The following is an 18367-nucleotide window of genomic DNA, read 5'->3' as shown; positions in this document are numbered from 1 at the left end:
GCGCGATGGCCGACCCGGACACGATGACCGGCCCGGACCGCACCTCCCGGCGGGCCGTGGCGCCGGGAGGCGGGGCGGTCTTCAGCGGTCCGGGCGCGGACCACGTCCCCGCCCTGGTCCGGGCCGCCACACCGTACGCCACCGCCGTCACGCTGGCCGTGGCCCAGGGCGACCGGACCGCCGTCCACTGCCACGGACGGACCGCCCGCGACGGGGAACCCTGCACACCCGACACCGTCTACGAACTCGGCTCCGTCACCAAGACGTTCACCGCGCTGCTGCTCGCTGTCATGGCCGCCCGGGGTGAACTCGCCCTGGACGACCCGCTGGAGCGCCACCTCCCGCCGGACTGGCGCCCGCCGGACCTCCGGCACGGCGGCCCGATCCGGCTGCTGCACCTGGCCACCCACACCTCCGGCCTGCCCAAGCTCCCGCCCGGACTGCTCACGACCGCCCTCCCCACCTGGACCAGCAACCCGTACGTCGCCTTCGACGACCGGCGGTTGCGCGCCGGCGTGGCCCGAACCACCGTGCGCCACACGCCCGGTGCGCGGTACGGGTACTCCAACTACGGAGTCGGCCTGCTCGGCCGGCTGCTCGCCGAGACGGGCCGCACCAGCTACGCCGAGCTGCTCGCCGACCGCCTGCACCGCCCGCTCGGCCTGCGCACCGCCACCTGCTCCCCCGACGCCCCGCACCGCGCCACCGGCCACCGGCGCGGCCGGCCGCTCCCGCCCTGGCTCATCCCCGGACTGCCGGGCGCGGGCGCCATCCGGGCCGGCGGCGCCGATGTGCTGCGCTTCCTACGCGCCCATCTGTCGCCGGTCGAGGGCGAGTTGGGGCGCGCACTGCGCGACGTCCAGCGCCCGCGGCTTCGGCCGGCACATTCGACGGACCGACTCGGGCTGGTCTGGAACCTGCGCGGCACCGCGGACGGCCGCGACCTCTACTTCCACTCCGGCGCCACCCGCGGGTTCACCGTCGTGGTCGGCTTCTGCCCGCAGACCGCGACGGCGGTCGCCGCCCTCACCAACACCGGCCCGGCCCTCGACGGACGCTTCGTGCAGTCGGCGTACGACATTCTGAAACAGCTCGCGAAGCCGACGGACTGAGCGGCACCGGACGGGGCGGCGGGCGGAGCCGGGGCAGGCGGGTGCGGACCACTGCGCGCCGAGGCCCGGCCGCCCCCGTCGCGCGGGGCCGGCCGGGCCTGGGCGGTCAGCGCTTCTCGGTGTGTGCGGCGCTGTCGGCGGCGCCGCCGGCGCCCACCGGGCGGAGCCGGGAGGCGGCGGTGGCGGCCAGTTGCGGGGCTAGCCTGGCCATGTCGCGGGAGCCGACGGCGGCGATCAGCGAGGGCAGGATCCAGCGGACCGGCTGCATGCCGCGCAGCCAGGGCTGGGCGTAGACGTGGGCGGAGCGGCGGGCGATGCCGGCGACCAGGCGGTCCACGGCCGGGCCCAGCGGGTACGTCTTGTTGGCCGGCCAGGGCAGCCGGTCGCGCATCTGCTTGAGGACGGCGTCCTGGTCGGCGCCGCGAACCATGTCGGTGTCGGTCCAACTCAGGTAACCGACGCCGACCTTGACGCCCTGGTGGGCGACCTCGGCGCGGATCGAGTGGGCGAAGGCCTCGACACCGGACTTGCTGGCGCAGTAGGCGCTCATCAGCGGGGCGGGCGTGAGCGCGGCGAGCGAGGCGATCTGGAGCAGGTAGCCGCGGCTCTCGGCGAGCGCCGGGAGGAAGGCACGCGCGGTGGCCACGCTGCCGAGCAGGTTCACCTCGATCACCCGGCTGAACGCCCGGTGGTCGCTGTCCAGCAGCGGGCCGCCGATGGCGATGCCCGCGTTGGCGACCACCACGTCGATCCGGCCGTAGTGCTCCTTGATCTGCCGGGCGGTCTCGGTGAGCGCCTCGATGTCGGTGACGTCGGCCTCCCAGGCGGTGGCGCCCGGGCCGCAGAGCGCGGCGACGTCCTTGAGCTCGGCGGGCTCCAGGCCGAGCAGGGCCACCTTGGCGCCCTGCAGGGTGAGCTTGCGGGCCAGCGCGGCGCCGACACCGCGCGCGGCACCCGTGACGACGACGACCTGTGCGGACAGCGGCAACGTGGCGCTCATGCGGTCAGGCTCCTCTGGGGGGAAGGACGGTGGGCGGCGGGCAGGTGGGCGGCCGCGAGCCGGTCGATCTCGGCGGCGACCTCGGCCGGCCGCTCGATCGGTGCCATGTGGCCGACCCCGGGCAGCAGGAGCAGGCCCTGCGGGTCGGGCAGTGCGGCGACGATCCGGTGCGCGTGCACCGGCGGCGTCAGCCGGTCGTCGGTGCCGACCACGACGGCGGTCGGCACCGTGAGCCGCGCCAGCCCGGCACGGACGTCCAGCACGTCCAGGACGCCGCCCCAGCGGGCCCGGACGGCGGCCGGGCAGGCGTGCACGATGCGGGCCGTCGCCTCGACCCGGTCGGCGGCCGAACCCGGGCCCATGGTCGCGTACTTGAGCGCGGCCCGGCTGACCGGGCCGACCGGCCCGAGCGGCAGCCGCGAGCGCAGCCCCTGGCGGTGCAGGAAGCGGCGCAGCCGCGGCGAGCGCACCGCCTCCGGCAGGACGCGCAGCTCGGCCACCAGATCGGCCGCGCCGGTGGAGACCAGCACCGCGGCGGCGGTGCGCTCGGCCACCTCGGGGCGGCCGGCGGCGGCCATCACGGTCATGCCGCCCATGCTGTGGCCGGCCAGGACGGCCCGCTCCCCCGCCGGGACGGTCCGGGTGAGCACGGCGGAGAGGTCCTCGGCGAGCGCCCGGGTGGAGTAGCGGAGCCGGCTGGGCGGGACTTCGCTGCGGCCGTGGCCGCGCTGGTCGTAGGTCACCACCCGGTAGCGGTCGGCGAGCCGGTGGATCACCGGCGCCCAGAAGAAGGTCGAGCAGGTCCAGCCGTGGGCGAGCACGACGGTCGGGGCGCCGGGCTGCCCGTGGATCTCGGCGTGCAGCCGGCTCCCGTCCGCCGAGCGGATCTCCAACTCCTCGGCGGGGGCGGGCGGGACGCAGTCGGCGGGGATCGCGGGGCTCACGCCAGGGCCTCCTCGGGCGCGGCGGCGGCCCGGGAGGCCGGCGCGGTCCGCATGATCAGCTCGTACTCGGCGAGGTCGACCTTGCGGGTGGCCCGGCGGAAGGAGGTGGTGGAGCCGGGCCAGAGCACGGTGTTCTTGCCGCTGCTGTCCAGGTACCAGCTGCGGCAGCCGCCGGTGGTCCAGACGGTCCGGTCCATCCGGTGCTGGAGTTCGAGGTTCCAGTGCCGCTGGGCGCGCGCGGTCGGCTGCATCGCGGTGGCACCGACCGAGCCGAGCGTGGTGAGGGCGTCGACCAGGTAGTTCAGCTGGGACTCGATCATCAGGATCATCGAGCTGTTGCCGAGACCGGTGTTGGGGCCGATCACGAAGAAGAGGTTGGGGAAGCCGTGCACGGTGGAGCCGCGCAGCGCCTCCATGCCGTCCTTCCACTCCTCCGCGAGGCTGGTGCCGTTGGCCCCGAACACCCGGGCGCCGATGGGCATGTCGGTGACGTGGAAGCCGGTGCCGAAGACGATCGCGTCCGCCTCGTGCTCGCTGCCGTCGGCGGCGACCAGGGTCGAGCCGCGCACCTCGCGCAGGCCGGCGGCGACCACCTCGGTGTTGGCGGCGGCGAGCGCCGGGTAGTAGGTGTTGCTGAGCAGGATGCGCTTGCAGCCGATCCGGTAGTCCGGCGTGAGCTTGGCGCGCAGCGCGGGATCGGCGACGCCCTGGGCGATGTGCCGCTCGGCGAGCTGCTGGACCACCTTCAGCAGGCCGGGCCGGCGGACGAAGGCGTCGACCTGGAGCTCCCGGAGCGCGAACAGGGTGCCCCGGCGGAGCTTGGTGGTGACGGGCAGCCGGCTGTGCAGCCACTTCTCGGCCTCGGTGATCGCGCGGTCGCGGCGCGGCAGGACCCAGGCCGGGGTGCGCTGGAAGACCGTCAGCCGGCCGACCCGCGGCTGGATGTTCGGGATGATCTGCGCGGCGGAGGCGCCGGTGCCGACCATCGCGACCCGCTTGCCGGCGAGGTCGAAGTCGTGGTCCCAGCGGGAGGAGTGGAACACCTTGCCGGTGAAGGAGTCCAGGCCCGGCAGCTCGGGGATCTGCGGGTCGGCGAGCGGTCCGGCGGCGGAGACGACGGCGTCGGCCGTCCACTGGCCGGCCGTGGTGGTGATCCGCCAGCGGGTCCGGTCGGCCTCCCAGCGCGCCTCGGTGACCTCGGCGTTGAAGCGCAGGTGCGGGCGGATGCCGAAGACGTCGGTGACCTTCTCCAGGTAGGCGCGGATGTCGGGCTGGCCGGAGAAGCTGCGCGGCCAGTCGGGGTTGGGCGCGAAGGAGAAGGAGTAGAGGTGGGAGGGCACGTCGCAGGCGCAGCCGGGATAGCTGTTGTCGCGCCAGGTGCCGCCGACCGAGTCGGCGCGCTCCAGGATGACGAAGTCGGTGATGCCGGCGCGGCGCAGCCGGACACCGGCGCCGATGCCGCCGAAGCCGGAGCCGATGACGGCCACCCGGACGTGCGGGACATCGGGGGCGGCCGCCGGGCCGGCCTCGGCGGTCGCGGTGGCCTCGGCGCTCGCGGTGGCCTCGGCGCTCGCGGTGGCCTCGGCGGTCGCGGTGGCCTCGGCGCTCGCGGTGGCCTCGGTCGCCGGGGTGGCGTCGGCCCGGCCGGTCGAGGCGTCCAGGGGGTCCCGGTCGGACGCGTCGGGGCGGGGGCGCTTGGTGCTGGATGCCATGCGGCGTCCTCCTGAGGGTGGGGGCCGTGAGGTGCGCACTGCCGCGACGTGCCGTCGTGCGTGCTGCCATGGTGCCGTCATGCCGTCGCGATAACCATGCCAGCAATCACTGGCACGATTGGCAGAGTAGCCCTTGCCGACAGCGGAGGGAAGAAGCCCGGCCACGTCACTTCGGCGATCGCCGGTCCTATGCTGAGCGCCGTGGACAAGGTCAGAGCAGCTGCGGGCGACGGACGACGCGAGTACCGGGTGGAGGAACTGGCCGAGGCGGCCGGCATCACCACCCGGACGCTGCGTTTCTACCGCGAGCGCAAACTGCTCCAGCCGCCGCGCAAGGAGGGCCGGATCGCCTGGTACGGCGACGCCCACCTGGCCCGGCTGCGGGTGATCGCCGAGCTGCTGGAGCGCGGCCACACGCTGGGCGGGATCGCCGAGCTGATCGGCGCCGGCGAGAGCGGCCGGGACGTCGCCGAGCTGATCGGCCTGGAGGCGGCGATCGTCGCGCCCTGGTCGGACGAGACGCCGGTCCACCTGGACTGGGACGAGCTGAAGACCGCCTTCGGCGACCAGCTCACCGAGGAGAACACCGCCGAGTCCATCGCCCAGGGGTACATCACGGTCGAGGAGGACGGGATCACCCACGTCAGCCGCCGGCTGATGGACGCCACCACGGCACTGGTCGCCGAGGGCGTGCCGCTCACCGTCGTGCTGGAGGCGAGCCGCCGGACCCAGGAGCACGTGGACGCGATCGCCGAGATCTTCACGGCGCTGGTCCGCGACCAGCTCCTCCTGCCGCTCGCCGCCGACACCCCGCTGGCACCGGGCGAGGCGGCCCGCCTCACCGAGCAGATCCTGCGGGTGCGACCGCTGGCCCGGACGGTCACGGACGCCCAGTTCGCCCTGGCCATGGACCGGCGGGTGCACGCCGAGTACGACGAACTCCTGCGGCAGCGACTGGAGCAGCGCGAGGACGTCCGGGAGGACGGGCGCGAGGACGGGCCCGGGGGCGGCCGGGAGGCCGCCGACGGCTGACCGACGACCGACCGGCGGCGGCCCGGTGGCCCGGCGGAGCCCGCAGGCGTAGCCGCACCCGTCGGCGGGCAGGGATCGGGGCGCCTCGCCGCCTTCCGGATCGGAGTCGCCCGATGCTCCCCACCCTCACCCGCCGCGCCGTGCTCACCCTCGCCTCCGGACTCGCGCTCGCCGCCTGCGGCTCGTCCGGGAACGGCCCGGGGGCCGCACCGACCGCCACCCGTGTCGTGCGGCACGCGCGCGGCGAGAGCGCGGTGCCGCAGCGCGCCGCCCGGGTCGTCGTCCTGGACACCGATGCCCTGGACTCCGCCGTCACGCTCGGCCTCATCCCGGTCGGCGCCACCACCGTCGCCGAGGGCGCGCCCTTCTCCGGCTACCTGCCGGCGGACCGGCTGGCCGGGACCAAGGCCGTCGGCACCATCGGCCAGCCCAACCTGGAGAGCATCGCCGCGCTCGAGCCGGACCTGATCCTGAGCAACCAGGTCCGCGACGACAAGCGGTACGACGAACTGTCGAAGATCGCGCCGACCGTCCTGACCGCGACCACCGGGCCCGCCTGGAAGGAGAACGTCCGGCTGCACGCCGACGCGCTGGGCCGCCGGAGCGAGGCCGCGGCGGCGGAGTCGGTCTACCGGGCCGAGGTGGCCGAGCTGGTCACCGCCCTCGGCGGGCCGGCGAGAGCGGCGGCCACCAGGGTGGAGATGGCCCGCTTCCTGGCCGGCGCGCCCACCCGGCTCTACCTGAACGACACCTTCGTCGGCTCGCTCTTCAAGGACCTCGGCGTGGGCCGGCCGGCCAACCAGGACAAGCCCGGCTTCTCGATCGAGATCAGCCCCGAGCAGGTCGACCAGGCGGCCGCCGACGTCATCTTCTACTCGGTGTACGGCGACGCGGCCAAGTCGGACCGGTCCAGGATCGTCGAGGGGTCGCTCTGGAAGAACCTGGACGCGGTGCGCGCCGGGCGGGTGTACCCGGTGGACGACGCCCTCTGGATGCTCGGCATCGGCTACACCGGCGCGGGGCTGATCCTGGACCAGATCCGCACGAACCTGGTCGGCTGAGCCCGGCCGGCCGAGCCGGGCGGACGGCTCGCCGGCCGGTGGACGGCCCGTCCTTGGGTGGTCCTCCAAGGTGACCGAGCGCCTCGATCCGGCTGCGCTGGGTGATCGTACGGTTACCCGGTTGATCATCCGGGCCGTACGGTCGGAGTTCACCCGCGGGCCACTGCCACCGGCTCGGGCCGGTGTGGGAGGCGGGCGCCCACTCCGGCTCGGTGTGGGGGTCGGCACGATGTCCGTGGTCACGAAGTTCCGCTCGGCGGCGCGGCTGACGGGTGGTGGGGTCCTGCTCTGGTCGCTGCTCGGCCGGCTGCCGAACGCGATGTGCCCGATCGGCACCCTGCTGCTGGTCACCCGGAACACCGACAGCGTCTGGCGCGGCTCGGTGGTGGCCGGGGCGCTGGCCGTCGGGCAGGCGGTCGGCGGGCCGCTGGTCGGCCGGCTCGCCGACCGGCGCGGACAGCGCACCGTCGGGCTGGTCGCCGCGATCGTCAACACGGTGGCGATCCTCGCGCTGGTCGCCGCGTCCGGGAGCGGTCTGCCGCTCGGTGCGCAGATCGCACCGGCCGCGCTGATCGGGCTCTCGGCCCCGCTGGTCGGCCCGCTGTCGCGCAGCCGCTGGGTCCGGCTGGCGGGCGGGGACGCGGAGTTGACGTCCTCGATGCTCTCGCTGGACGGCATCGTGGACGAGATCAGCTTCACCGCCGGCCCGGCCCTGGTGGGCCTGCTCGCCACGCTGGCCTCCCCCGCCGCCGGGCTGCTCACCGCAGCGGCACTGGTCGGCGTCGGCGCCACCCTGTTCGCGCTGCACCCGACCGCGCCGCCCGGGACGGGGCGCGGCTCCCGACGGCGCCCCGCCGAGCGCCTGGTGAGCACCCCGTACGTGCTGCTGCTCGCCGGGATGGCCCTGCTGGGCGCCTGCTTCGGCTCGGTGCAGGTCGGGGTCACCGCCACCACGGACGCGCTCGGCACGCCGGGCGCGGCCGGGTTGATCTACGGCTTCATGGGCTTCACCAGTGCCTTCGCGGGCATCGCCACCGCCGCCCTGCCGGCCCGCTGGGAGCTGGCGGCCCGGCTGCGGGCCGGGACGGTCCTGCTCTTCGCCACCTCCGTGCTGCTGCTCTTCTCCGGTGGTGGGGTGGCCGCCCTGGCCGCGGCGGTCGGATGCCTGGGCGTGGCCGTCGCACCCCAGATGATCACCATGTTCGGCCTGGTGGAGCGGACGGTGCCGACGGCGCGGCTCGGCGAGGCGATGGCGGCGCTGGTCAGCGCGATCATCCTGGCCCAGTCGGCCGGGACGTTCCTCGGCGGCTGGGCGGCCGACCACCTCGCACCCGACGCGCCGTTCCGGATCACCGTCGTCGCCGCGGCGGCCGCGCTGCTGCTCGCCGCGTTCACGGCCACCGACCGCCGCTACCCCCGCCGCGCCGCGGCACCGGCGGGGACAGCGGCAGCGGCGGGCGCCGTACCGCCGGCGGGTGACGCCGGGTCGGCAGCCGGCGCGGGCCCCGTACCGGACGCGGCGCCGACGTCGAGGACCGTCCCGAGCCGGGGCGCGGATTCCGCGCAGCGCATGGAGCCGACGCGTACCCGCCGCGAGGAGGACGAGGAGCCGATGCGGCCCTCCCGGGCGTAACACCGGATCCCCCACCACAGGTTAGGCTCTCTCCCCGGTGTCCGCGCCGTACCGTCGCGCGGGCATCGGTGGCATGTGGACTGACGGACCGGGAGACGGGGGAACGGGGAACCATGAGCGACGGAGCAGCACCGGGCGCCGGTGGCGGCGGGGACGGATACGGCGTCAGCGTGGCCGGCCTGAGCGGCGTCACCGAGGCGCTGAACAAGACGGCGACGGACATCGCCACGGCCAAGACCGCCTACGCGGGCTCGGTCTGCTACGCGGCCACGGCGTTCGGCGAGTTCGGCATGGACAGCGCCTGGTCCGCCTTCGACAGCGCCTGGTCGAAGGAGATCACCGTCACCCAGCGCGCCCTCGACGAGCTGTCCCAGAAGATGTCGACCACCACGGCGAACTACCGCAACGCGGAGAAGGCCGTCACGGCTTCGCTGGTGCCGGCGGGCGGCGGCCGGTGAGCAAGGTCAAGGATCTGGAGCACGCCCGGCACACCATCGAGAAGGTGAACTTCATGTTCGCCAACCTCCACCTGCTGCAGGGCATCGACCAGGCGCTCGCCGTGCCGGAGCCGGTCGGCGACGTGGGTGCGATACAGGCCCGGGCCAAGGACTACGGACGGGCGGCCACCTCCTTCGGCCAGGCCTCGCAGGACCTCTCGGGGATCGCCACCAACCAGCTGCCCGCGGTCTGGAGCGGCTCGGTGGCGGAGCACGCCACCCAGGCGATCCACGCGATGTCGGAGGAGACCACCACCTCCCAGGGGACCCTGGCCCAGGCGGCCGTGCTGCTGGACACCTGGGCGAACGAGCTGGACTGGGCGAAGAAGACCGACACCCAGGGCCGCCAGCAGCTCCAGTCCGCCCGCGAGCGGGCCGGGAAGGATCCGGGCGGCTTCGACCAGGAGGCGATGGCGACCGCACTGGCGGGCGTCGACGCCCGGCTCGCGGCGGCCCGCCGGGTGGAGGGCAGCGGCACCAGCACCGCCAGCAAGCTGAACCAGCTGGCGTCGATGGCGCGTGCCTCGCGCGCCGGCATGGGCTCGCTCGACCCGCTGGCGGCAGTGGTCCTGGCCACCGAGAAGAACCCGGGCGCGGGCGAGGACGGCGGATACATCCTCACGCCCAACCAGCTCGACCGGGCCACCCAGACCCTCGGTGTGATGACCGGTCCGGACCAGGCGGCCTTCCGCGCCCTGCTGTCCGGCGCGAAGTCCCCCGAGGAGGCGGCCTACCTCTGGAAGGCGCTGGCCTCCGGGCACTCGGTGGCCGACATCCAGCGGTTCGACGAACAGATCCACCCGCACGGCGACGACCCGGCCTGGCTCGCCAAGCACCTGGTGCCGGCGACCAGCACCGGCGACACCGGCCGGGAGTCCTCGGACAACATCGACGTCACCTACGGCGGCCAGAACGTCGGCATCGACGGCTACAACGTCTACTCGCAGCGCAACGTCAGCGACTGCGTGGCGGCCTCCACGGTGATCGCCCAGGCCAAGCTGGACCCGATGCTGATGCTCCAGCTGACCACCGGCGGCACGCCGGACGTCCCCGGCGCCGACTCCCCGGAGAACTTCGAGAAGCGGCTGCAGGACACGTACATCAACGAGTACAAGGACGGCCAGAAGGTCGACGGGAACAAGAAGGTCTACCCGCAGGTGGACAGCGGTCTCGGCTCCAAGGCCCAGACCTACCTGGCCGACAAGGACCTCGGCAAGGCCACCGGCGCCGACTACGAGCACGTCGAGCTGGAGAGCGACGCGGACCGCCGTGCCGCGCTGGCGCGGATCGAGAAGTCCGTCGACGAGGGCCTGCCGGTCCCGATCACCGTGCGGAACAACGACTCGGGCCACCAGATGATGATCATCGGGCGGGACGGTGACAAGCTGCAGGTCTACAACCCCTGGGGCTTCACCTCCTGGGTGACCGAGGAGCAGTTCGTCAACAGCCAGCTCGGCGGACTGACCCCCGGCGAACACCCCCTGAACAAGTCGACCGCGCTGGAGCTGCCGAAATGACGAACGTCCGCCCGGACGCCGAACTGGCGGACCTCGACGTCCCCGCCGCCATCACCCGTGGCCTGCTGCTCACCGGCGGCCCGCGCCAGGCCCTGTTCACCGAGGCCGCCATCGCCGCCGCCCACCGGGCCGAGGCGGCGAACATCGGCCCGTACCCGCTGGGCTTCCTCGCCCAGCACGTCCGCGCCGGCGGCTTCGCGGCCGCCCTCGCACTGCCCCAGCCCGTGATCGGCGAGCCCGGCCGGACCGTCGTCCGCGAGTGGCTGCAGGCCGCCGCCGCGAGCGGCGCCGACCTCGGGCGCGAGCACCTGTTCGCGCGCTGGCTGGCGGAGGTCGCGGCGCTGATCGAGCTGCGGCGCAACGCCCGCGAGGCGGGCGCCGAGTGACCGTCCGCTCCCTCCCCCGCCCGCTCGCCCTCGCGGCCGCCGCCCTGCTGGTGCTGGCGCCGGTGGCCGGCTGCTCGTCCGCTGGCGGGCCGTCGTCGGACAAGCAGCCGGACACCGCCCTCGCACTGCCCGCCGACCAGGAGGCGGAGGCCGTGGCCGGTGGCAAGCCCGCCTTCGAGCCGGCCGACGTCCACCTGGCCGTCGGCCGCTCGGTCGGCGTCAGCCTGACCTCCGCCCCGCTCCCGCACGGCTGGCAGCTGTCCGCCGAGGGCGACCCGGCCGTGCTGCGGCGGGGCGCCGACGCCAAGCTGAGCAGCTGCCCGCCCGACTCCGCCGGCTGCGGCCACACCGTCCGCCAGACCTGGACCGCGACCGCCGCCGGCAGCACCACGCTCACCTGGCACTACGTCGACCGCGCCTCCTGCAAGGAGCCGGGCAACGCCGCCTCCTGCAAGGTGCTGGCGGTCAAGGACGTCCGGGTCACCGTCGGCTGACCGCCCGGGCCCGAACCACCGGGCCCCGCCGCCCCGGTCAGGGGCGGCGGGGCCTTCCCGACCGCCCCAACTGGTTCGACCGGCGGGCGCGGTGCGGGTCACACCGCGCGGGTCTGCGCCCAGTCGTAGAGGCGGTGGGCGCCGTCTCCGAGGCGCGTGGCGTAGAGCGTGCCGGTCCCGCCCGCGAGTTCGTCGGTGGTGGTGGTGACGCCGACGACGGTGCCGGTTCCGGTCCGGGTGTCGAACTGTGCGAGGTGGGGGCCGCCGCTCGCCCCGTGCCCCATGTCGCAGGACTCTCCCCACAGGAGCGGGGCCTTGGGGCCGGGCCGGGCCGGCCCCGCGCAGTGGATCATGCGCGATCCGGCGTACTTGGCCTCGGCGTTGTTGAGCCGGTCCTTCGGGTACCCGAAGGTGTGGACGAACTCGCCCTTCACGGGCTTGGTGAACGCGATCTTCTGGCTCCCCGTGACGTCCGCGATCCGTCGTCCCCCGGCGGACGGATTCACCACGAGGATCCCCGTGTCGTGGCCGGCGAGAGCGATGTCGTCCGAGGGCGTCGTGCTCGGATCGGCGTCCCAGCGGGAGGAGGTGGCCATGCTCCTGATGCTGAAGCCTCCGAGCGGCTTCGTTCCGTTGCGGTAGCCGGGCACGAAGTAGAGGTTCTGCCTCCACGTGTCGGCGGCGGCGGGGTCCCCGACGCCCCTCAGGCAGTGCGCCGCCGTGATGACGGTGCTGCGGTTCGCGCCGGTGACGACCGTTGCGGTGCAACTGCCGTCGTAGCCGTCGGAGAAGGTGAAGAAGAGCCGGCCGACGCTCTGGTTCACCGCGCCGCCGTGCGTCCACACGGCCCCGGGATCCGGCGTGTTCGCGGGGAGCGGCCGCGGGTCGTCCGGCGTGTTGTCGTCCTCCGGGACGGGCGTGATCTCGGGGACCATGGCCCCGGCGAGCTTCATCCGGTCGGGGGTCCAGTAGGTGTCGATCCGGGCGCGCTCCTGCTCGGTCGTGGCGCCGGCGTGCGTGGTCACGGACGCCGGTTCCGCCGCGAAGGCCGCGGTCGGCAGCAGCACTGCCGCCGTGGTCGCACTCAGTAGGAGGGCTCCGGCGGTGGCGGTGCGGCGGGCGAGCGTCCGGTGCGTGGTTGACATCGTTGCCATCCTTGGTCGGGTTCGTTTCGGGGGACGGTCGCGATCGGGTGCCGGGACCGGGTCGGACACGGCTCAGCCGACGTTCCAGGCGCGCTGGGCGGCCTCGTACAGCGGCTTGGTGATCGCGGTGGTGAACTGCGGGCCGACCAGGTGCCGGGTGCAGGAGGCGGTGCCGGCGGTGCAGGTCCGGCCCGAGGAGTCGAGGTAGGGGGCGTGGGTGTTGTCCCCCACCACGGTGCCGATCCCGGAGCGCGGGTCGAGCCCGGCGATGCGGGGGCCGCCGCTGGAGCCGCCGCCCATCACGCACGGGGCGCCCCACTCGCCCCGGGGCTCCGGGTGCTCCTCGGGGCCCGGGTCCTCACGGGTCCGTCCCGCGCAGTGGGCGAGCCCGGCCCCGGTGTACTCGGGCAGGCCGGCGCGCGCCGGGTCGCTCGACGCGCGCGGATAGCCGAACTCGTGGACCAGTGCGCTGCCCGGCCGGTCGAAGCCGATGCGCTGCGCGGCGCCGACGGCGTCCTGGACGCGCTTGCCCTCGGCGTTGGTGTTCAGGACCAGGAACGCCTGGTCGTACCCGTCGTACTTCAGGGTGTTCTGCTGGTCGTTGAGGAGCCAGGTGGCGTCGGCGACGCCGGCGCGTGCGACGAACCGGCCGTACGGCGCGAGGCCGTCGTGGTAGCCCGGGACGAACATCTCGTTCGTCAGCCACTCGTTGTTATCACCGAGGAGGTCGGTGTTGTTGACGCAGTGCGCCGCCGTGACGACGGTGCTGCGGTTGGCGCTGTTCACGACGGTCGCGGTACAGCTCTCGTCCTCGCCGTGGTTGGTGAAGAAGAGCCGGCCCACCGTCCCGCTCAGGGTGGCGCTCCCGGTCCACGGAGCGCCGTCGGGGCCGCTCCTGGGCGGGTTGCCGGAGGACGGCGTGGTCAGGGCGGCGATCCGTTCCGGGGTCCAGTGGTCCAGGACGGCCTGCTGCTGCGCGGCCGTGACCGCCTCCGGGTGGACGACCACCCGGCTCGGGGCGGCCCCGCCGTCGGGTGTGGCCGCGCTCGGGGCGGCCCCCGCCGGCGCCGCCAGCGCGAGCCCCGCGGCCAACACGACCGCCGTCAGGACGGCTCGGGTGCACGCTCGGCTGCGGATCGCGTTCCGGTGGCCGTCGGTCCGACCAGGTGTAGGTGACATGTCCGGCACGGTAGGAGCGGGACGTCGGATTCCTGTCCGGGGAGCGTTTCATCCCTTCATCGATCACATCAGGATCCTGCAAAGAGCGTCTCGGTCCCGTATCGGTCACCCCCACCGCACCGGGTCGCTGCCCGCGTCCGGGGACGGCCGGGCGAGCCGTCGCCCCGGGGTGCGCGATGCTCGTCCGTACGCCAGGATGTGGCATGACCTGGACCTTCAGTACCTCGCTGGGCGACTTCCGTGCGGTGGCCGGTGACTTCCTCGCCGCCGAGCCCACCCTGAACACCGTGCCGCTGACCGTCCTGGACCGGCTGGCCAAGGACGGTCCGCACGCCCTCGGCCCGGGTCGGCCCCGTTTCGGCTGGTGGCGGGAGGACCCGCGGGGCCCGGTGTCCGGGGCGTTCGTGCAGACCCCGCCGTTCGGGGTGGTGCTGGGGGCGATGACCGGAAGGACCGCCGGTCACCTCGCGCAGGCGCTGGCGGCGGCCGGGGAGGCACTGCCCTCCGTCCAGGGGAACAAGCAGGTGACCACCGTCTTCGCGCGGACCTGGGAGCGGACCACCGGCGGGCGGGCGAAGCTGCGGGCCCACGAACGGCTGTACCGCCTAGGGGCGTTGGTCCCGCCCGAGCCGGCGCCGAGCGGCCGTGCCCGGCCGGCCGCCGAAGCCGACCACGGGCTGCTGGTCGCGTGGCACGAGGCCTTCCTGGCGGAGAGCACCGTGGCCCTCCCCGGCGCGGACCTGGGCGCGCTGGTCGGACGCCGGATCGCCGAAGGCCTCCTGCACCTCTGGGAGGACGACGGCCGTCCGGTCTCGTTCGCCGGGGTCAGCCCGGTGATCGCGGGGATGTCCCGGATCGGGCCGGTCTACACCCCGCCCGGGCTGCGCCGCCGCGGCTACGCCAGCGGCATCGTCGCGGCGGGTTCGCAGCACGCCCTCACCCGGGGCGCGACGGAGGTCCTGCTCTATGCCGACCTGGCGAACCCGACCAGCAACTCGGTCTACCGGCAGCTCGGTTACGTCATGGTGCAGGACGCCCTCGTCCTCGATCTGGAGGCGGCCACCGGGTGACCGCGAGGGCGCGCCGCCGTCCGCACCACCGGGAGACCCGGCCGGCGACCCGCGCCGAGCGGCTCCTGGTGTCCCGCTTCCCGCGGGTGCGCCACCCGCGCGCGGAACCTCCTAGGATGTCGGGCCATGGGCGAGACGACGATTCCGATCCTTCCCTGCCGGACCCTCCAACCCGTGCTCGACTTCTACACGGCCCTCGGCTTCGACGTGACGTTCCATCAGAAGGCTCCCAATCCCTACGCGGTGGTCGAACGCGGCGGGATCCGGCTGCACTTCTTCGGCATGAAGCAGTACGACCCCGCCGCGTCGTACAGCACCTGCATCGTCGGGACCGACGACGTCGACGCCCTGCACGCCGCCTTCCGGGCCGGCCTGAAGGCGGCGTACGGGCGGGTGCCGACCAGCGGCCTGCCGCGGATCGGCGCGGTCAAGGACACCTCGCACGGCGTGCGGCAGTTCCTGCTGACCGACCCCGGCGGCAACTGCCTGCGCGTCGGGCAGCCGATCAGCGAGGACCTCCACCACCGGCCGGCCCCCGAGGGCACGTTCGCCAGGGCGCTGCATCTGGCGGCGCTGCTCGCGGACTCGAAGGACGATCCGGCGGCGGCCGCCAGGGCGATCGACCACGCGCTCCGCCGGGAAGGCGAACAGCCCACCCCCACGGAGCTGTTGAGGCTCCTCGGGCTGCGGGCGGAGGTCGCCGCGCGCCTGGGCGACGAGGAGGCCGTCTCCGCCGCACTGGCCCGGGCCGAGGCGGTCGGGCTGACCGACGAGGAGCGGGCGGCGGTCCGGGCCGAGCTCGACCGCCTCGCCGACCTCCGGGCCCGGTGAAGCGCCCGGAGCGGGAAGTCGGCCAGGTCGACTTCCCACTCCGGGAGCGGAGGGCGTCCGCTCAGAGCGCGCGCTTCAGCAGCGCCAGCAGGGCCGCCCAGTGCCGGGCGTCCGCCTCGGCGCGGTACGCGGTGGAATCGGCCTGGGTGAAGCCGTGCGGCGCACCCTCGTACACCTCGCAGGTGTGGCGGACACCGGCCTCCGTCAGGGCCTTCGCCAGGAGCTCGATCTGCTCGACGGGCAGCGACGGGTCCTGGTCGGCGTGGCCGAAGTACAGCTCGGCGGTGACGCGGTGGGCGGCCAGGTGCGGGCTGTCCGCCGCGCCGGTGGCGAGCAGGCCGCCGTGGAAGCCGGCCGCCGCCGCGACCCGGTCCGGGTGGGCGGCGGCCGTGCGCAGCGCCAGGATGGCGCCGAGGCAGTAGCCCGTGATGCCGACCGGACCGTCCACGGCCAGCGGGGAGTCGGCCAGCCAGCGGAGGTAGGCGTCGGCGTCGCGCACCGCGTGCTCGGCGGTGTACGCCCGCATGAGCTCGCCCAGCCGCTCGACCAGGGCGGGGTCGGTGGCCGGGTCGATCAGGGCGGGCGGTTCGGGCAGGTCGACCAGCGGCGCGCGGCCGTGCCGGTAGAACACGTTGGGCAGCAGCACGGTGTAGCCCTCGGCCGCGATCCGGTCCGCCGTCGACTCCAGGAACGGGCGCAGCCCGAACGCGTTCATGTACAGCAGGACGGCGGGGTGGGCCAGGCCGTCGTCCGGGTGGGCCAGGTAGGCGTCGGCGATGCCGTCGGCCGTCGGGATGTCGAGGGTCGTGCCGCGCACGGGGGTGCTCACGATCGGGTGCTCCTCAGCTCGTGGTGCGGTCGTCGCCCAGCAGGCTACCCACCGTGCGTGCACGGTAAGGGAGTCGGACCGGTCGCCGTACCGGGGCCGGCTACGGCCGGGCCCCGGTCCGACCCCGGGTCAGGCGTTCCAGCTGCGGCTGCAGAGCACCAGGCGGTAGCCGTCCGGGTCGGCGACGGTCACGCCGAACTCGTCCCAGTAGGGGTTGTGCGCGGTGACCCTGGTGCCGCCGGCGGCCTCCAGCCGGGCCACGTCGGCCTCGTCGACCGGTGCGCCCAGGTAGACGACGAAGAGGTCGTCGACGGTCGGCGTCGGCTCCAGCGGGTGCTCCGGGTCGTGGGTGAGCTCGAAGTGCCAGCCGCCGCCGGCCGGGCCGACCATGAGCAGGTCGTGCTCGCCGGGGACGCGCTCGGTGCTGCGCCAGAGGACGTCGAGCCCCAGGCCGTCGACATAGAACCGCTCGGCGGCGGCGAGGTCCCGGGAGGGGCGGGCGACCCGCACCCGCATCGTCGAATTGATCATGGGGGCGAGCGTACCCGGCCGCTGATCACCCATCAGGACCACCCCACGGGCCGGCGCCGGAGCGGGCTCAGAGCCGCCGCAGGCGCTCCTCGTCCGACGTCCGGGGGCAGGTGAGGCAGGCGGAGTCCGGCCGGATCGCGTAGTAGAGGCAGCAGCCGAGCCGGGTGCGGGTCGGGTGGCTGCGCCCGTCCTCGCCGCGCAGGTGGCGGAAGTCGGCGGCGCCGAGCAGCGGCTGGGTGCCGCCGGGCAGGACGGCCCCGGCGGCGGCGACGGCGGCGGGCTCCTCGCCGAGCATCCGGCCGAGGTACCAGATGGCGGAGGCCAGATCGTCCGTCACCATGCCCCACAGGGCCCGGGTGCCGCGCCGGGTGGCACCGGAGAAGGCGGTGAGCAGCGGTTCGACGTGGGTGACGACGCTGGCGCGCAGCTCGGCGCGCAGCTCGTCGTCGCCCGGGAGGGTGGTGTGGGCGCGCGGGCGGAGCGCCAGGTCACCGGTTGGGGCGTGCATCCAGATGTCCGCGCCGTCGATGACGGGCACCCGCCGGGCGAGGTGCCAGGGGCCGGCGATCAGGACGCAGACCGACCAGAGGTAGTGGTGCAGCAGCCGGGAGGCGGTGACGTGGGGGCGCGGGGCGCTGCCGTGCTCGGCGACGATCCGGGCCTCCTCGCCGGCCAGCGCGTCGGCCAGGGCGATCGGATCGGCCGTCAGCTCGACGGCGGAGTACCAGCCCCGGGCGCGCTCGGGGGCGGGTTCACCGGCCCCGAGGATCTCGACCCGCAGGGCCGGGGCGAGCTCCAGCAGCCGCCGGTAGTCCGCGTAGAGAGGGCATGGGGCACAAGGGGCGGCGGGCATGGGTGTGACCCCCAAGATCATCGGTACTCCCCGAGATCGACTAAGGTGAGGCTCACCTTATACGCGGCGGGCAGAGCACCGGCACCACGCATCGCCCGATCCGGCCCTGGTCGACCGGAACTTGACTCGGTAAGGCTTGCCTAACCTAGTATTTCGCCTCGTGTGGAAAACCGAACCGCCGGCCGGCCCGGCCCCGGCGGTCCCCCGACTCCCGACGGTGCGGCGGCCCCTGCTGCCGGCCGCCGGCGTCTGCGCGCCCGTCCCGTTCGCCGCGCCGAGCACGGCGGCCCGCCGCCGGGCCGGCACCGCGGCGCGGCCGCTGCCGGCCGCCGCCCGATCGGTGCTGCCGACCGAGCAGAGCGAGGACCAGGGCACGCCGGTCCGGCAGGGCTTGAACGCCGTCAAGAACAAGAAGGTCTTCAACGTGCCGGACGAGACCGGGGTGTCCGGCCCCGGCGTCCAGGCCGCCGGGGCCATGCTCGGCGACATCGCCGAGGCCGCCGGCGTCGACGCGCCCAAGTAGCCCCACCCCCCGGGTGTG

General features: G+C 74.6%; 19 protein-coding genes. 11 read left to right on the top strand and 8 right to left on the bottom strand.

Translation table 11 applies throughout. From position 1 onward, the window contains the following. The first annotated feature begins 5 nt into the window (after positions 1-5). A complete protein-coding gene (locus ACWDRR_RS08015; RefSeq protein WP_449771316.1) occupies positions 6-1112 on the top strand; it encodes a serine hydrolase domain-containing protein in 1107 nt (368 codons plus the stop codon). A gap of 106 nt (positions 1113-1218) precedes the next feature. Here ACWDRR_RS08015 and ACWDRR_RS08010 read toward each other — a convergent pair whose 3' ends face one another. Genes ACWDRR_RS08010 through ACWDRR_RS08000 form a run of 3 tightly spaced genes read right to left on the bottom strand, consistent with a single transcriptional unit; the run spans position 1219 to position 4768 of the window. Further along, positions 1219-2112 (bottom strand): SDR family oxidoreductase, encoded by an 894-nt coding sequence (locus ACWDRR_RS08010; protein ID WP_449771315.1) that lies wholly within the window; start codon positions 2110-2112, stop codon positions 1219-1221. Beyond that, entirely contained in the window at positions 2109-3056 is a 948-nt protein-coding gene (locus ACWDRR_RS08005; RefSeq protein ID WP_449771314.1) for an alpha/beta fold hydrolase, read from the bottom strand. The genes ACWDRR_RS08010 and ACWDRR_RS08005 overlap by 4 nt, the downstream gene beginning before the upstream one ends. Continuing rightward, complete coding sequence (locus ACWDRR_RS08000) at positions 3053-4768, bottom strand: flavin-containing monooxygenase (protein ID WP_449771313.1); 1716 nt, start codon at positions 4766-4768, stop codon at positions 3053-3055. The genes ACWDRR_RS08005 and ACWDRR_RS08000 overlap by 4 nt, the downstream gene beginning before the upstream one ends. 189 nt (positions 4769-4957) lie before the next feature. Here ACWDRR_RS08000 and ACWDRR_RS07995 point away from each other — a divergent pair, with 189 nt between their 5' ends. The 7 genes from ACWDRR_RS07995 (at position 4958) to ACWDRR_RS07965 (ending at position 11388) form a co-directional block, all read left to right on the top strand. Further along, complete coding sequence (locus tag ACWDRR_RS07995; protein WP_449771312.1) at positions 4958-5800, top strand: MerR family transcriptional regulator; 843 nt, start codon at positions 4958-4960, stop codon at positions 5798-5800. A gap of 113 nt (positions 5801-5913) precedes the next feature. Beyond that, positions 5914-6861: an ABC transporter substrate-binding protein gene (locus ACWDRR_RS07990; protein WP_449771311.1), complete on the top strand. Its 948-nt coding sequence runs from the start codon at positions 5914-5916 to the stop codon at positions 6859-6861. Between the two features lie 229 nt (positions 6862-7090). Beyond that, on the top strand, positions 7091-8494 hold the full coding sequence (locus ACWDRR_RS07985) for an MFS transporter (RefSeq protein ID WP_449771310.1): 1404 nt from the start codon (positions 7091-7093) through the stop codon (positions 8492-8494). Between the two features lie 113 nt (positions 8495-8607). Beyond that, positions 8608-8952, top strand: coding sequence for a type VII secretion target (locus ACWDRR_RS07980; RefSeq protein WP_449771309.1), 345 nt, complete (start codon positions 8608-8610; stop codon positions 8950-8952). After that, on the top strand, positions 8949-10508 hold the full coding sequence (locus ACWDRR_RS07975; RefSeq protein ID WP_449771308.1) for a hypothetical protein: 1560 nt from the start codon (positions 8949-8951) through the stop codon (positions 10506-10508). Before ACWDRR_RS07980 ends, ACWDRR_RS07975 begins: the two co-directional genes overlap by 4 nt. Beyond that, entirely contained in the window at positions 10505-10894 is a 390-nt protein-coding gene (locus tag ACWDRR_RS07970) for a hypothetical protein (RefSeq protein WP_387892528.1), read from the top strand. Before ACWDRR_RS07975 ends, ACWDRR_RS07970 begins: the two co-directional genes overlap by 4 nt. After that, positions 10891-11388 (top strand): hypothetical protein, encoded by a 498-nt coding sequence (locus tag ACWDRR_RS07965; protein ID WP_449771307.1) that lies wholly within the window; start codon positions 10891-10893, stop codon positions 11386-11388. Before ACWDRR_RS07970 ends, ACWDRR_RS07965 begins: the two co-directional genes overlap by 4 nt. A gap of 98 nt (positions 11389-11486) precedes the next feature. Here the strand turns inward: ACWDRR_RS07965 and ACWDRR_RS07960 are convergent, their stop codons facing one another. Together ACWDRR_RS07960 and ACWDRR_RS07955 are read right to left on the bottom strand one after the other, a co-directional pair. Beyond that, the gene (locus tag ACWDRR_RS07960; protein WP_449771306.1) at positions 11487-12533 is read right to left on the bottom strand and encodes a trypsin-like serine peptidase; all 1047 of its coding nucleotides are present in this window, start codon (positions 12531-12533) and stop codon (positions 11487-11489) included. Positions 12534-12605: 72 nt separating this feature from the next. Beyond that, entirely contained in the window at positions 12606-13712 is a 1107-nt protein-coding gene (locus ACWDRR_RS07955; RefSeq protein WP_449771305.1) for a trypsin-like serine peptidase, read from the bottom strand. Positions 13713-13915: 203 nt separating this feature from the next. Between ACWDRR_RS07955 and ACWDRR_RS07950 the strand changes: the two genes are divergently transcribed. Both ACWDRR_RS07950 and ACWDRR_RS07945 read left to right on the top strand, forming a co-directional pair. Continuing rightward, positions 13916-14782 carry a GNAT family N-acetyltransferase gene (locus ACWDRR_RS07950; protein ID WP_449771304.1) on the top strand — a complete coding sequence of 289 codons (867 nt, stop codon included), beginning with the start codon at positions 13916-13918 and terminating at the stop codon, positions 14780-14782. A 126-nt stretch (positions 14783-14908) separates the two neighbouring features. Next, complete coding sequence (locus ACWDRR_RS07945; RefSeq protein ID WP_449771303.1) at positions 14909-15613, top strand: bleomycin resistance protein; 705 nt, start codon at positions 14909-14911, stop codon at positions 15611-15613. Between the two features lie 61 nt (positions 15614-15674). On the opposite strand, the gene ACWDRR_RS07940 is transcribed toward ACWDRR_RS07945, so the two are convergent. The 3 genes from ACWDRR_RS07940 to ACWDRR_RS07930 form a co-directional block, all read right to left on the bottom strand. Beyond that, the gene (locus ACWDRR_RS07940; RefSeq protein WP_449771302.1) at positions 15675-16442 is read right to left on the bottom strand and encodes a dienelactone hydrolase family protein; all 768 of its coding nucleotides are present in this window, start codon (positions 16440-16442) and stop codon (positions 15675-15677) included. Positions 16443-16571: 129 nt separating this feature from the next. Then, positions 16572-16973, bottom strand: coding sequence for a VOC family protein (locus ACWDRR_RS07935; protein WP_449771301.1), 402 nt, complete (start codon positions 16971-16973; stop codon positions 16572-16574). 67 nt (positions 16974-17040) lie between these two features. After that, positions 17041-17826, bottom strand: coding sequence for an iron-sulfur protein (locus ACWDRR_RS07930; RefSeq protein ID WP_449771300.1), 786 nt, complete (start codon positions 17824-17826; stop codon positions 17041-17043). A 160-nt stretch (positions 17827-17986) separates the two neighbouring features. Here ACWDRR_RS07930 and ACWDRR_RS07925 point away from each other — a divergent pair, with 160 nt between their 5' ends. Then, a complete protein-coding gene (locus ACWDRR_RS07925; protein WP_449771299.1) occupies positions 17987-18349 on the top strand; it encodes a hypothetical protein in 363 nt (120 codons plus the stop codon). Positions 18350-18367 lie beyond the last annotated feature (18 nt).

This window comes from Kitasatospora sp. NPDC003701 (genome assembly GCF_053587085.1).
Note: the sequence above shows the minus strand (reverse complement) of the source record. Positions and strands in the feature narration are given on the sequence as shown.

Excerpts from the sequence above, each read along its gene's own strand:
- ACWDRR_RS08015 (WP_449771316.1), top strand. The coding sequence starts at position 6 with ATGGCCGACCCGGACACGATGACCGGCCCGGACCGCACCTCCCGGCGG.
- ACWDRR_RS08010 (WP_449771315.1), bottom strand. The coding sequence starts at position 2,112 with ATGAGCGCCACGTTGCCGCTGTCCGCACAGGTCGTCGTCGTCACGGGT.
- ACWDRR_RS08000 (WP_449771313.1), bottom strand. The coding sequence starts at position 4,768 with ATGGCATCCAGCACCAAGCGCCCCCGCCCCGACGCGTCCGACCGGGAC.
- ACWDRR_RS07995 (WP_449771312.1), top strand. The coding sequence starts at position 4,958 with ATGCTGAGCGCCGTGGACAAGGTCAGAGCAGCTGCGGGCGACGGACGA.
- ACWDRR_RS07990 (WP_449771311.1), top strand. The coding sequence starts at position 5,914 with ATGCTCCCCACCCTCACCCGCCGCGCCGTGCTCACCCTCGCCTCCGGA.
- ACWDRR_RS07985 (WP_449771310.1), top strand. The coding sequence starts at position 7,091 with ATGTCCGTGGTCACGAAGTTCCGCTCGGCGGCGCGGCTGACGGGTGGT.
- ACWDRR_RS07980 (WP_449771309.1), top strand. The coding sequence starts at position 8,608 with ATGAGCGACGGAGCAGCACCGGGCGCCGGTGGCGGCGGGGACGGATAC.
- ACWDRR_RS07970 (WP_387892528.1), top strand. The coding sequence starts at position 10,505 with ATGACGAACGTCCGCCCGGACGCCGAACTGGCGGACCTCGACGTCCCC.
- ACWDRR_RS07960 (WP_449771306.1), bottom strand. The coding sequence starts at position 12,533 with ATGTCAACCACGCACCGGACGCTCGCCCGCCGCACCGCCACCGCCGGA.
- ACWDRR_RS07955 (WP_449771305.1), bottom strand. The coding sequence starts at position 13,712 with ATGTCACCTACACCTGGTCGGACCGACGGCCACCGGAACGCGATCCGC.
- ACWDRR_RS07950 (WP_449771304.1), top strand. The coding sequence starts at position 13,916 with ATGACCTGGACCTTCAGTACCTCGCTGGGCGACTTCCGTGCGGTGGCC.
- ACWDRR_RS07945 (WP_449771303.1), top strand. The coding sequence starts at position 14,909 with ATGGGCGAGACGACGATTCCGATCCTTCCCTGCCGGACCCTCCAACCC.
- ACWDRR_RS07935 (WP_449771301.1), bottom strand. The coding sequence starts at position 16,973 with ATGATCAATTCGACGATGCGGGTGCGGGTCGCCCGCCCCTCCCGGGAC.
- ACWDRR_RS07930 (WP_449771300.1), bottom strand. The coding sequence starts at position 17,826 with ATGCCCGCCGCCCCTTGTGCCCCATGCCCTCTCTACGCGGACTACCGG.